This is a genomic window from Bradyrhizobium sp. CCBAU 11430, assembly GCF_028128855.1.
In the GTDB taxonomy this organism is placed as follows: Bacteria; Pseudomonadota; Alphaproteobacteria; order Rhizobiales; family Xanthobacteraceae; genus Bradyrhizobium; species Bradyrhizobium ottawaense.
This window is the reverse complement of the sequence record NZ_LBJV01000007.1, coordinates 315,243-327,587: the sequence shown is the minus strand read 5'-3', so window position 1 is coordinate 327,587 and position 12,345 is coordinate 315,243. Positions and strand designations below refer to the sequence as shown.

At 62.5% G+C, this 12,345-nt stretch carries 9 protein-coding genes and 1 pseudogene; all 10 read right to left on the bottom strand.

Translation table 11 applies throughout. The annotated features are described in order from the left end of the window. Position 1: 1 nt before the first annotated feature. Positions 2-922 carry an ABC transporter permease subunit gene (locus tag XI04_RS06260; RefSeq protein WP_028145354.1) on the bottom strand — a complete coding sequence of 307 codons (921 nt, stop codon included), beginning with the start codon at positions 920-922 and terminating at the stop codon, positions 2-4. A 4-nt stretch (positions 923-926) separates the two neighbouring features. Next, positions 927-1,880, bottom strand: coding sequence for an ABC transporter permease subunit (locus XI04_RS06255; RefSeq protein ID WP_271623541.1), 954 nt, complete (start codon positions 1,878-1,880; stop codon positions 927-929). A gap of 80 nt (positions 1,881-1,960) precedes the next feature. Then, positions 1,961-3,292 (bottom strand): extracellular solute-binding protein, encoded by a 1,332-nt coding sequence (locus tag XI04_RS06250; protein ID WP_063615352.1) that lies wholly within the window; start codon positions 3,290-3,292, stop codon positions 1,961-1,963. Between the two features lie 168 nt (positions 3,293-3,460). Next, on the bottom strand, positions 3,461-5,086 hold the full coding sequence (locus tag XI04_RS06245; RefSeq protein ID WP_271608283.1) for an FGGY-family carbohydrate kinase: 1,626 nt from the start codon (positions 5,084-5,086) through the stop codon (positions 3,461-3,463). Positions 5,087-5,108: 22 nt separating this feature from the next. Continuing rightward, on the bottom strand, positions 5,109-5,837 hold the full coding sequence (locus XI04_RS06240) for an SDR family oxidoreductase (protein WP_271608284.1): 729 nt from the start codon (positions 5,835-5,837) through the stop codon (positions 5,109-5,111). Between the two features lie 27 nt (positions 5,838-5,864). Further along, complete coding sequence (locus tag XI04_RS06235) at positions 5,865-7,121, bottom strand: sugar ABC transporter permease (RefSeq protein WP_271608285.1); 1,257 nt, start codon at positions 7,119-7,121, stop codon at positions 5,865-5,867. Further along, entirely contained in the window at positions 7,118-7,942 is an 825-nt protein-coding gene (locus tag XI04_RS06230; protein ID WP_271608286.1) for an ATP-binding cassette domain-containing protein, read from the bottom strand. Before XI04_RS06230 ends, XI04_RS06235 begins: the two co-directional genes overlap by 4 nt. A gap of 60 nt (positions 7,943-8,002) precedes the next feature. Further along, on the bottom strand, positions 8,003-9,076 hold the full coding sequence (locus tag XI04_RS06225; RefSeq protein WP_271608287.1) for an ABC transporter substrate-binding protein: 1,074 nt from the start codon (positions 9,074-9,076) through the stop codon (positions 8,003-8,005). 200 nt (positions 9,077-9,276) lie between these two features. After that, complete coding sequence (locus XI04_RS06220) at positions 9,277-10,161, bottom strand: AraC family transcriptional regulator (RefSeq protein ID WP_028145362.1); 885 nt, start codon at positions 10,159-10,161, stop codon at positions 9,277-9,279. A 971-nt stretch (positions 10,162-11,132) separates the two neighbouring features. Further along, positions 11,133-12,345 (bottom strand): annotated as a pseudogene (locus XI04_RS06215) (LuxR C-terminal-related transcriptional regulator); the annotation flags it as partial.

Sequence of the window (12,345 nt, the reverse complement as noted above, 5' to 3'; positions counted from 1 at the left end):
CCTATTTGCTGCTGTCGACAAGACCCTTGATGAACCAGCGTTGCAACAGCAGGACGACCAACACCGGCGGCAACATCGTGAGGAGCGCACCACTCATGGCGATGTTCCAGGCTGGCTCGCTGTCGGAGCGGGGAATCAGGCCCTTCAACGCAATGACCGCCGTTGCCATCTCCTTATCGGTCGTGAACAGCAAAGGCCAGAGATATTGATTCCAGCCGAACAGGAACAGGATGATGGCGAGCGCCACCATGTTCGGCACGGATAGCGGCAGCAGGATGCTCCAGAAGAAGTGCAGCGGCGAGGCGCCATCCAGCCTCGCCGCCTCGCACAGTTCCTCCGGGATCGTCAGGAAGAATTGGCGAAACAGGAACGTGGCGGTGGCCGAGGCGATCAGCGGAAGGATCAGCCCCGGATAGGTGTTGACCATGTTCCATTCGAGCGCGATCGCGACCTCGTGCCCGCTGATCCAGCGCCAGAGATCGGCGACACGCAGCGTATCCAAGAGCCATTGCAGCGGCAGCGCGGCATTTGCCACGGCTTCGAAGGTCGGCACGATCCGGACCTCGATCGGCAGCATCAGCGACATGAAGATCAGCCAGAATGCGAGCATTCGATAGCGGAATCGGAAGTAGGTGATGGCGAAGGCCGAGAGCAGCGATACCGCGATCTTGCCGGCCGTGATGCCGAGCGCCACGATAATCGAATTCGTGAAGGTGCGGCTGAAATTGCCCTTGCTCCAGGCCAGCTGCAGATTGTCGAAGAACTGGCCTCCCGGCAGCCATGGCAACGGCACCTTCTGCACCTCGGCCACCGTGAGCGAGCCGGCCACGAACGCGAAATACAGGGGTATGCAGACCGTCAGTGCGCCCGCGATCAGGATCGCGTGGCAGAGCATGTTAAGGACGGGTGAGCGTTCCACCATGCGGCTAGACCCCGTAATTGACCTTGCGGTCGAAGTAGCGGAATTGCAGCAGCGTGCAGATCAGCGCAAAGCTCATCAAGAGAACCGACTGTGCAGCCGAAGAGCCGAGATCGAGATTGACGAAGCCGTCGACGAAGACCTTGTAGACCAGAATGTTGGTTGCACCGGCCGGGCCGCCTTTGGTTACGGCATCGATGATGGCGAAGGTTTCGAAGAAGCCATAGATGAAATTCATCACCGTGAGGAAGAAGATGGTGGGCCCGAGCATCGGCAGCGCGATCGAGACGGAGCGGCGGATCGGTCCCGCGCCATCCACGGCGGCAGCCTCCATCAGCGACACCGGCACCGCGAGCAGCCCCACGACCAGAAAGATATAATCGTAGCAGATGTGCTTCCATGACGCGGCCAGTGTCACCAGGATCAGCGCATCGGTCGGATTGAGGTTGGGGTCCCATGCAATACCGAGCCCGTGCAGCACCTGCGCGAGCGGGCCGACCGCCGGATTGAACAGGAAGGCCCACAGGATGCCGGCGATCGCGGGCGCAATGGCATATGGCAGCAGGATGATCGTGCGATAGGCCGAACGGCCACGCACGATCCTGTCGGTGGCAAAGGCCAGCACGAGCGCGCTGCCCAATGTGAGCACGTTCTGCGCCACCGTGAACCAGAACGTCACCGCGATCGACTGGCGGTAGTCGCCGCTCGCAAGCAGCGTCTTGAAATTGTCGAACCACACGAACTGAACGTTGGTCCCGAACGGATCGCTGAGCAGAACGGACTGCATCAGCGCCCGCAGCGACGGAATGAAGAAGAAGAACAGCAGGATCAGCAATTGCGGCAGCAAGAGCAAAGTCGGCAGGCCCGGACTGTCGCCGAAATTGGCGCGCTTCAGTCCGGCCTCCTCACGCGGCCGCCTTCTGCCCGACCGACGCGAGCTGCCGGCGACTGCCGCCGGCACGGCCTTGAACCCACCACCCCCGCGCCTTCCATGAAGCACGGGTGCGCGTGCCTCGCGCCATGGGATGGACAGGCGCAACGTCATGGACGCTCGGTTTCCGGAGTCTTCCCGGCATTCAGCTTTTCGAACTGCCGCAGGATCTCGTTACCCCGCTTGACTGCGTCATCCATGGCCTGCTGCGGCTGCTTCTGACCGGCGAACACCGCCTCGACCTCCTGGCGCTGGGCCAGCATCGTCTGCACGAAGTTGCCGAAGCGAAAGCCGCGGGAGTTCTCGTTCGGCGTGCCGCGCGAGAGCTGCAGCACCGCGATCTCCCTGGTCGGATGATCCTTGTAGTAGCCCCGCTCCCGCGCGACCGCATAGGCGCGATTGGTGGCGGGAACATAGCCGGTTGCGCCATGCCACCAGACCTGGGTTTCCGGCTGCGCGACGAAATCCAGAAAGGCTGCGACGGCCTCGTATCGCTCCGGCGTGTGGCCCTTCATGACCCAGATGGCCCCACCCCCGATCGTGCTGTTGAGAGGCGGATTGATGTCGCTCTCGTGCGGCAGGAAGGTGGCGCTCCAATTGATGGTCGCATTGCGCTCGATGTTGCCGTGCGAGGCGGTCGAATTGACGAAGGTCGAGCACCGCCCCGACGTGAACAATTGTTCCGGACTGAAGCCCTGACCCGCGATCTGCATCACGCCGTCATCGAGCCATTTCTTGAGCCGCGCGACTTGCGACACCACCTTCGTCTTGTTGTAGACGAACTCGGTGCCGAGCCCGTCGAAGCCGTTCGCTAGCGTACCGTAGGGCTGATTGTTGATGGCGCTGTAGTTCTCGAGCAGGCTCCAGTAGAAATCGCCTGGCAGGACCGTGCCGCACTCGCTGATCCCCTTGGACTTGATGGTGTAGAGCTGCTTCTCCAGCTCCTGCCAGGTGTCGGCCGGCTTGTCGAAGCCGGCCTTCTGGAAGTGATCCTTGTTGTACCAGAAGATCGGCGTCGACGAGTTGAAGGGCATCGCCGACATCCGGCCCTTGTAGCTCCAGAAGCTTGCGACGGGCTTGATGAAGTCCGAGAAGTCGATCTTGTAACCTTTCTGCTCCACCAAATCCTGCACGGGGACAATGGCCCCTGAAAGCAGCATCGTCATGTAACCGCGCTCGGCGATCTGCACCATCTCCGGCGGCCGCTTGGCGCGATAGGCGGCGATCACCCCGTTGGTCACCTCGTCATAGTTCCCCTTGGCGACCGCGACGATCGTGTACTTGTCCTGCGACTTGTTGAACTTCTCGACCAGCTCATTGAGCCGATCGCCGAGGACGCCACTCATGGCGTGCCACCACTGGACCTCGACCCGCGCCTGCGCCGGACCCACCAATGCCAACGCGCCGAACAAGGCCGCAATGAATGCGACTTTCCTACCCATGGGCAGCCCTCCCTTCGCCGGACAAAAATGCCCGTCATATACATTTGTATTCTTACAATGACATATGTGTCGAGATGATGAAAGAGGGGCGAATGCCCTTTCCTACGCAGGCAGCGCCGACGTGGATGCAAGCCGTGCCTGGATACGCCCGGTCCAGCTGGCAATGGGCTACGAAGCGCTTCTGATTGCCCGACCGACCTTCTGCAGGGCCTCGAAAGCTCGAAAGCGCCGATCGGCCCAGTCTGCGAGAGCGGCCTGGGGTCGAGAGATGTCTCCCAGAACCGACATCGCCTCCATCGCCTCGCCGAGATTGTCATGGTCGCCCGATGCAACTGATCCAAGCATGGCGGAGCCGAGCAGGACGGCCTCCGGGGATGCCGACGCAGCCACCGTCAAACCCGTCATATCGGCGAGGACCTGCCGCACAAGGCGGCTCTTTGCGGCGCCCCCGCTCACCACGATCGTATCGACCGCGATGCCCTTGTCCTGCTGGGCGCGAACGATCTGCCTGGCCCCGCAACCGAGACCGCACAGGCCGGCAAGATAAAGCGCCAGCAAGCTCTCCAGATCCGAGCGCATATCGAGCCCGGCAATCAGCGCACGCGCTTCGGGGTCCGCGAACGGCGCGCGATTGCCGAGGAACTCGGGGACGACATGAACCTCGCCGACCAATTGCGGAATCATTCCGTCACCGCCGCGCGATTCGGTTTCCGAAGCGAGCCAATCGGCAAGCGTCTGCTCCTTCTGGCGTGCCGCCTGCGTCGCTTGCGCGGAATGCGGATGCATCTGCAACAGATGCTCGATGGCAGCGCCGGCGGCCGACTGCCCGCCTTCATTGAGCCAAAGCCCGGGCACCATGGCGGAGAAATAGGGTCCCCACACGCCGGGGACGAAGGACGGATCCGGCGTGGTCGTCATGGTACAGGCGGACGTTCCGAACACATAGGCCATGCGCGTCAGCACCGTGCCCGCCGTGCCGCGCGCGCCCACCGTACCAACACCGCCGGCATGTGCATCGATGAGGCCGGCAGCGACCGGCGTACCCGTCGCAAGTCCGAGATCGGCCGCAGCCTCCGCCGTCAGGCCCGCCGCAAGCCTCGTTCCGCCGGGCACGATCTCGGTGCCGATCCTCCGGAACTGCTCGTCCGCTAGCACGCCGAGGCCGACCCTGCGGAAGAATTGATCGTCCCAACGGTTTTCGTGGCCCAGATAGGTCCACTTGCACGTCACGGTACAGATGGAGCGAGACAGGCTCCCCGTCGCACGCCAGGTGAGAAAATCGGTCAAGTCCATGAATTGCCACGCACGGGAAAACGTATCGGGCATGTTTTCGGCGAGCCACAACAGTTTCGGCGTCTCCATCTCGGGGGAGATCGTTCCGCCGACATAGTCGAGAACCGTCTCGCCCGTCTGGTTGATCCGGCGAGCCTGATCGGCGGCGCGGTGATCCATCCATACGATGACATTGCGAGCAGGATCGCCGGACGGCCCGACGGGCAGCGGCGCGCCCCCTTCGCCCAGCACCACCAGCGAGCAGGTCGCGTCGAAGCCGATGCCGGCGATGCAGTCCGGCGCGATGCCGGCCTGCGCCACCGCGCCGCGCACGCTGCGGCATACGGCACGCCAGATGTCCTCGCTCGAGTGCTCGACGATGTCGCCTGGCTCCCGCCAAAGTGCGATGGGAGCGTTGTCACTCGCAAGGAGCTTGCCCGAGCGATCGAACACGCCGGCCCGCGCGCTGCCGGTGCCGACATCGATGCCAAGAAAATGTTGGTCATCGGATTGTTTGGTCATCTGGATCGCCAATCGGAGAGAGCTACAGATCGTTGCTCTGCGGCAGAATGACGAGGTCGCGGATGGTGACGTTCCTCGGACGCGTCAACATGAAAAGCACCGCCTCTGCGACCTCCACCGGCTGCATCAAGCCACCTGCCGCCATTTCTTCCTCGATCTTCTCTTTGGGCCAGTCTTTGATGAGCGCGGTCACGACCGGACCGGGTGCAACGGCGCCGACGCGCAAACCGTGTTTGGCGACCTGGCGGCGCAGCGTATGCACGAAAGCCTGCACTGCGTGCTTAGAGGCGGTATAGATCGGCTCCCAGACGACGGGGACGAGACCTGCGATCGAACTGGTGACGATGATGTCGCCGCTTTTGCGTTCGACCATATGCGGCAGCACCGCATGGATCGACCGGAACAGCGCATTGATGTTCAAATTGAGCATGCGGTCCCAGGCGTCGGGATCGCCGCCAAGCACCTCACCGCCGACATAGGCACCTGCATTCGCATGGAAGATGTCCAGCTGGCCCGCCTTCTCCAGCACCTGCGGCATCCCGGCTCGCATGCTCTCGGGATCGGTGAGGTCGATGCGTAACGGAATCGCCTGATCGCCCAGCTCCACGCAGGCTTTGCTCAGCGCCTCCTCCGCCCGATCGATCAGCACCACCCGCGCGCCCGCGCCGATCAAAGCTCTGGCGCATTCGAGACCGATGCCCGATGCGGCTCCGGTGATCGCGGCAACTTTTCCTGCAAGTTCCTGGGCCAAGGCTTGTCCTTTTCTTGTTCGAGTTATTCAAGCTCGGCCATGGGAGAGACGCGAGCGCCGTGCCAGCGAATCGACAATGACCGCAATGGCAAGGACCGCACCCGTAATCATGTACCGTAGCGACGAGGAGAGATCGAGCAGCGTCAGGCCGCTCGCGATGGACTGGATGACGATCACGCCGAGCAGAGCGGAATAGGCGGTCCCGCGACCGCCGAACAGGCTCGTGCCACCGATGACCGCGGCGGCGATCGCGTTGAGGTTCACATCCCCGGTCCCGGCCTGCTGGCTGGAAGATGCCAGCCGCGCCGCGGCAAGAATGCCGCCGGCCGCCGCCAGCGTGGAGCAAAGCACGAACGCGGTCAGATAGACCCGGCGAACGTTGATGCCGGCCCGGCGGGCCGCCTCGCGATTGCCGCCGACGGCAGACATCGAGCGGCCCCATTTGGTCCGCGTCAACGCGTAGTTCATGACCACGCACAGGCCGACAAACAGACCGAACATCCACGGAATGCCGCGGCCGAGATTGAGATAATAGACGACGAATTCGAGCATGACGGTGACCAGCAGCGCCTTCAGCACCATGCGGCCGAGCGAACTGGCCGATAGCCCCGCCTGCCGCCGGCGCATCGCTGTGCGATAGCTGGTCACGAACATCACAAGGCTCGCAACCGCCGCCAGCACGTAGGACACGATTGGCGGCATGACGAGCATCTGCCCGAAATTGACCAGTGGCGATCCGTACGGAAGGTTGATCGAGCCCGAGGAGCCGAGCAGATACAGCTGCAGGCCGAGCCAACCCAGCAGGCCCGACAGGGTCGAGACGAAGCTCGGCATCCCCAGGCGATTGAACAGGAATGCGTAGAGCGCGCCGATGGCAGCGCCCAGCACCAACGCCGTGACGATCGCCACAGCGACGGGCCAATCCTGACCGACCCAAAGCACGCCGACGAGCGCTGAAGCGAACCCGCTCACCGAACCGACCGAGAGGTCGATCTCGCCGACCATCAGGATACAGACGATGCCCAGGGAGATCACCCCCACCGTCGAACAATCGAACAGCAAATTGACCAGATTGTTAGGCGCCAGAAAAACAGGATTGAGACTCTCGAACGCCGTGCAGATGACAATGAGCCCGACGACCACCGGCAGCGAACCGAGGTCGCCCGACCGCACGCGGTCCACAAAGGCGCTGACCGTATTGCCGAGCGTGTCCGCGTGCCTGACCCGCTCGTCGCTGCGGTCGAGCAGGCGCGCGGTCGAAATCTGTTGCGTGTCGTCGGTCATCGCCCAAGCTCCGGCGACTGATGGGCCCGGCGCCGGCTGGCGCGGCGCGAGACCGAGTTTTCGTCCGCACCGGTGATCGCGGTGACGAGATCCTGGTTGGAAGCGTCGGGCTCGAACTCGCCGTTGTTGCGGCCGAGGCGCAGCACCACGATCCGGTCCGCGACCGCGCGGACGTCCTCCATGTTGTGGCTGATCATGATGACGCCGAGGCCGCGGGCGCGGACGCGCTCGACGAGGTCGAGCACCTCGGCGGTTTGGGCGACGCCGAGCGCGGCGGTGGGCTCGTCGAGCAGGATGAGCTTCGGCTCGGTCAGCAGTGAACGCGCGATCGCCACGGTCTGGCGCTGTCCGCCGGAGAGCGAAGCAACCGGCTCACGCACGCTCGGGATCCGCGCCGACAATTCGTTGAGCAGCGTCCAGGCGCGGAGCTCCATCGAGACCTCGTCGAGCCGCATCGGATTGAGCTCGCGGCCGAGGAAGATATTTGCGACCACATCAAGATTCTCGCAGAGCGCAAGGTCCTGGAACACGGTGGCGATACCAAGACCGAGCGCCGCGGCGGGATCGGATAGGGTGACAGGCTCGCCGCCGAAGGCGATCGTTCCAGAGCTGGGCTGGTGCACGCCGGCAAGGATCTTCACCAGCGTGGATTTTCCAGCACCGTTGTCGCCCACGAGCGCCACGACCTCGCCGGCATGCACGTCGAGATCGACGTTGGTCAGGGCGGACACGGCGCCGAAATGCTTGGAAATTCCGCGAAGACTCAAGACCGGCTTGCGCGGTCCGCCCTGCGCGTGATCGACATCCGAGATCGTGGTCATGTGCCAGTCCGTCCTCTCGTCGTTCGTCCCGGCCGCCGCGAGCGGCCGGGACGGACGCAGTTACTGCGTGATGGCGAGCTTCTTACAGCCGGCGGCATAGCGGCCCGTGCAGAGTTGATCGGCCGTCTGGATCTTCTTGTCGATGATCTCCGCCTTCAGGTTCTCCTGAGTGACGACCGCCGGCACGAACAGCTTCGATGGCGCATTGAAGAGCGTGGTTTCCGCCTTGGGTGTCTCGCCGGAGAGGAACTTCACCGCGGCCTGGGCCGCCGCGGCGGCCACGATCTCACTGGGCTTTGAGATCGTGTTGTACTGATCGCCGGCGATGACGAGCTGAAGCGCGGCGATCGTCGCATCGTTGCCCGTCACCGGCGGCACTGGATCGACGCCAGCGGCCTTGAAGGCGGCAATTGCGCCGCCGCCGGTGCCGTCATTGGCCGCCACGACGCCGAGAATCTTCTTGCCAAAGCGGGTGACCTGGCCGCTCGCCCATTGCTGCGCCTTCGGCGGCGCCCAGTCCGGCGTGTCGTATTCGGCGAGAATTGGATAGCCGCTCTTGTCGAGACCGGCGTGAATGCCCTTCTTGATGAGCCCCGCGGCGGCATCGGTCGGCGATCCATTGATCTCAAGCACGCCCTCACCTTCCTTGGCCGCGACGTTGGCGGCCTTCAGATGCTTGATGAGCGATTCGGAGATGGCCTTGCCGATGGCTTCGTTATCGAAGGAGACGTAGAAATCGACCTTGGCGTCCGGGACCGGCCGGTCATAGGCAATGACCTTGATGCCCTGCGACTGTGCCATCTTGACCAGGGAGGCGGCGGCGGTCGAGTCGACGGGGTCGAGCACAATCACCTTGGCGCCCTGCGAGATGACCGAGTTGAACTGCTGTTGCTGCCGTGTGGCATCAGCACTGGCGTTCTGATAGATCACCTTGCAACTTGCGCAGAGCTTCTTCATCTCCGCGGCGAAGCCCGGATAGTCATGTTGTTCGTAGCGGGTGGACGCCTGATCCGGCATCAGGAAGGCAACGGTCGCGTCCTTCACCTCTGCGGCCTGCGAGAACATGGCTGTTGTGCCAAGCAGCGACAGGGCCAGGGCCAGTGTGCCCGTATGTTTCGGGGAGAACCTTTTCATTCGGACTTTCCTTTCCAGAACTAGAGTGCTGTGGTTGATCCTTGAAGACGGGCCTTCGCGGCTCCCGTCGCCGGCGACGATGAGTGCCGGTGCTCCGAAGCCGCGCGGAATTCCTGGACAAGCGATTCCTGTCGCGGGCTGCCATCGGCATGCCCGCGTCATTCTTCCCGTGGTGGTCTCCTCCTTTGCTTTTTCGCCGGCTAGGCCGCGCGTGCCGAATTGATGTTCTGCGCGAGCAATCGCCTAAAGCGCGAAGGCGGCATGCCTTTCTCGGCCAAAAACTGCCGGTTGAAATTGGAGAGATTGTTGAAGCCGACCTCGAAGCAGATGTCGGTGATCGACGCCTGCTCGTCGCTCATCAAGATCTGGCAGGCGAGATTGATGCGCAGCCGCTTGACGTATTGCACCAGCGACATGCCCGTGTGCCGGCGGAAGGAGCGCGAAAACGCGCTCTGCGATTGGCCGGCGATGGCCGCAAGCTCGGCTTCACCGAAAGGCTGCGTCAGGTTCTGCCGGATGAAGGCGAGCGCCTTGTTCATCCCCGCGGACATGTATCCTGAGGGGTCAGGCAAATAGTTCGGGCTCGAGAGCGGACGCGCGCTTCGGGCGCGGGAGAGCGTTCCCAGGATCATCAGGAACAGCTCGATCCGGCGCACACCGTTCGCCGTCGCGATCTCCTCCATGAGTGGCGCGACCGCTTCGCTTGTGCTGCGGGTGAAAAGCGCGCCGCGGCGGGAGAATTCCAGCAGCGAGGCAAGGCCCGAAAGCTCAGGCATGACCTTTATCAGGTCGCCGATGAATTCTTCGCTGAACTGGAGGACGCGTCCCCGCAGCGGAATGGTGGTCTCCGCCGGCAGATCGCTCACCCAATTGTGCGGCAGGTTGGGGCCGGTAAGAACGAGATTGCCCGGTTCGAATTCGCCGATGAAGTCGCCGACGAAATACCGACCGCTGGTCGCCACGACCTGGTGCAGCTCGTATTCTGGATGGAAATGCCAGCGGACCGTGTGGAATGGGTAGCCGTGCGACCACGCCTTGAACGACTCGCCGCGCCGTATCTGGACAACTTCCAGGTCCGGTTCCATATCCGCTCCCTTCGGGCCGGTGCGGTTTTTGATGATCCGCCCCTGTTCCCTTGTCGGCTGAATTTGCTCAGCGCTTCCTCTCGTTAGGGATCGTAGCGACCGGTATCCGGGCCCGCCACCACGATTTCAATGTGCAACTGATACTTTTTTGATGTGCAACTCACAGCGGCCCCGTAACCGGGTCCGGCGCCTCACAACACCGGCTCGACCGAAAGTGCGGTCTCGCACACGCGCGGCGGTTGCGCACAGCAGGTCACGATTGCGCGGAAGGCTTACGGTGATTGAGCTAATGTTGCCACTCGCATTCACCCCACGGAATGAGCTGCGACAACCGCGGCCGTGCTCTTCAAAACGTACGCTCACACAAATGATCATGAGTGGATTTTTATGGATCCTCTCGGTGCACACGCCGCGCACACGCAGCCGTCTAACCAATTGAAAAACTTGAATTCTCGGTCCGATCCATCATGGGGGCCACGGAAAACAAAGACCCCTAAGATTCAACGGCTTCGCCCCAGGTATCCGATGGAGTGAGCATAAAAAGCGGCCTCTCTCAGCTATCCGGCTAAAGATAAACATCCATCGCCCAAGCAGAACGGTCCGTTCAACCATTGATCCGAGAACTCAATGACTGTGAACCGACGGGCTCAAATTTGGACACGCTACATCGATCAATAGATCTGTCTGAGTCGCTCCATAGGGGGTAACGGCGCGTAAGAATTGACGTCAGAAGGTCGCGCCGCCTTCCGGCTCGTGCGTTGCAAGGGAGCTCACCGCCATCTTCGCGGACGATGCGATAGCCGATCCAGGCCAAGCCCCGTGCTGCCCTCGCCGATCTGCTTGGTCGTAAAGAACGGCTCGAAGAAGCCGCTGATGTGATACCTATCGATTCCCGGGCTGTTACTCGAAATTCGCGGAGCCGCAAGGACGGTGGATGCGGAGGGCTCCCACATCTGTAACGATGGGACGCTTCAAATCAGCAAGTCATGAGGCGCGGGTACAACGGCGTGATGCGGAACGTTATGAACGGGGGCGACCGCGTGTTCGTCCAGTGCATCAGGGATCGATTTGCCGATGGTGTGGAGGTCCACTTCCTGACCGGGCGGAACGTGCCGACCTGGCGGGCCATCAAGCTCAACTACCGCGCCGAATGTGGGAGGAGTCGCATAGCTATCGAAGCGAAACGCCAATTCCGCACCCCCAATCTCGAAGGCAACTTTAGCCGGCTGTACGGGGTCCAACGCGGTTGCAGCAGGTTGCGCAGCCTGCGGCCAGTTTCCGGAGTCACCGCCATTTGCGACGCTCGGTTTGACCATCTCAGCTGCTTCGGGTGCGTCTTTAGAGCCATGTAAATCGTGCTCGGAGTTGCCATGCTCCACGACGGTCGGTTCTTCCCCGGCTGACGCTGCCGCAACATCCAAGACCGGAGCTTGATGCTCGGCGCCATTTCCCGGCGCGAAGCCAGCCTCAGTCAACTCTGTGGCTGCCGCCTTTGCAGGGCCTGGTTTTGAAACGTGCTGTGAGTCACCGCGGCCCTCGCTACCGGCCGTTGCGACGCTTGGCTCATCGAGCTCAGCTGCTTCAGGTGCGTCTGCAAGAGTTGAGTGCCCCGAATTGCCGCGTTCCACGCCATCTGCGTCTGCCGTCTTCGCCGAACCCGGCGAAGCATCCGAAGCCGGGAAATGATGCTCGTTGTCGTTACCGAAGCTGTGTCCTTGCACAGAACCAGATTCAGTCAGCTCTGTGGCTGCCGCCTTTGCAGGCCCGTGCTGTGAGTCACCGCGGCCCTCGCTACCGGCCGTTGCGACGCTTGGCTCATCGAGCTCAGCTGCTTCAGGTGCGTCTGCAAGAGTTGAGTGCCCCGAATGGCCGCGTTCCACACCATCGGCGTCTGCCGTCTTCGCCGAACCCGGCGAAGCATCCGAAGGCGGAAAATGATGCTCGTTGTCGTTACCGAGACTGTGCCCTTGCGTAGAACCAGCTTCAGTCAACTCTGTGACTGCCGCCTTTGCAGACCCTGGCTCTGAATTGTGCTGTGAATTATCGCGGCCCGCGCTACCGAGGCCAGGCTCAGGGTCGGCTGCTTCCGGTGGTTTTGCAGAGCTTGAGTGCCCCGAATTGCCGCGTTCCAAGCCATCTGCGTCTGCCGTCTTCGCCGAACCTGGCGAAGCATCCGAAGCGGGG

Excerpts from the sequence above, each read along its gene's own strand:
- XI04_RS06225 (WP_271608287.1), bottom strand. The coding sequence starts at position 9,076 with ATGAAAAGGTTCTCCCCGAAACATACGGGCACACTGGCCCTGGCCCTG.
- XI04_RS06245 (WP_271608283.1), bottom strand. The coding sequence starts at position 5,086 with ATGACCAAACAATCCGATGACCAACATTTTCTTGGCATCGATGTCGGC.
- XI04_RS06230 (WP_271608286.1), bottom strand. The coding sequence starts at position 7,942 with ATGACCACGATCTCGGATGTCGATCACGCGCAGGGCGGACCGCGCAAG.
- XI04_RS06260 (WP_028145354.1), bottom strand. The coding sequence starts at position 922 with ATGGTGGAACGCTCACCCGTCCTTAACATGCTCTGCCACGCGATCCTG.
- XI04_RS06235 (WP_271608285.1), bottom strand. The coding sequence starts at position 7,121 with ATGACCGACGACACGCAACAGATTTCGACCGCGCGCCTGCTCGACCGC.
- XI04_RS06220 (WP_028145362.1), bottom strand. The coding sequence starts at position 10,161 with ATGGAACCGGACCTGGAAGTTGTCCAGATACGGCGCGGCGAGTCGTTC.
- XI04_RS06250 (WP_063615352.1), bottom strand. The coding sequence starts at position 3,292 with ATGGGTAGGAAAGTCGCATTCATTGCGGCCTTGTTCGGCGCGTTGGCA.